Raw genomic sequence first — 354 nt, forward strand, 5'->3', positions numbered from 1 at the left:
TTATTCTATGCAGTGTATCTTGCTCAAATGCTGGTTCGAGTTTGCAACTCGGACCTTATAATACAATATTCTAGCACCGTTTACCTCAGTTTTTTAGAATCCACACTACGCTCTTAACACTATGCTCTCTGCTCAAATACCTTTAACCCTTTTCCTTTCTCCTTGTTCCTTTCTCCCTTTTCCCTTTTCCCTTTTTCGCTCAAGCCGCTGGGCTTTTCCTTTTTTCTACAGTCAAAAAAGGAAACAAAAAGTCCGCCGGCGGCTACACCTGCTTCGCTCAAAAAACTACGGTGCCTTCGTCGAAAGCGCTGAACTTGACTTTCGTACCTCAAGTCTTCAAACAGCACCGCTTTT

1 protein-coding gene is annotated in these 354 nt (G+C 43.2%); it reads right to left on the reverse strand.

Annotation, left to right across the window (positions count from 1 at the left end; all coding sequences use genetic code 11):
- Window positions 1-119: 119 nt before the first annotated feature.
- Window positions 120-354: hypothetical protein (locus OM075_RS25860; protein ID WP_301193419.1), on the reverse strand; the 235-nt coding region annotated here is incomplete at its 5' end.

Origin of the sequence: Plebeiibacterium sediminum, from assembly GCF_026013605.1 — a bacterium.
Lineage (GTDB): Bacteria > Bacteroidota > Bacteroidia > Bacteroidales > Marinilabiliaceae > Saccharicrinis > Saccharicrinis sediminus.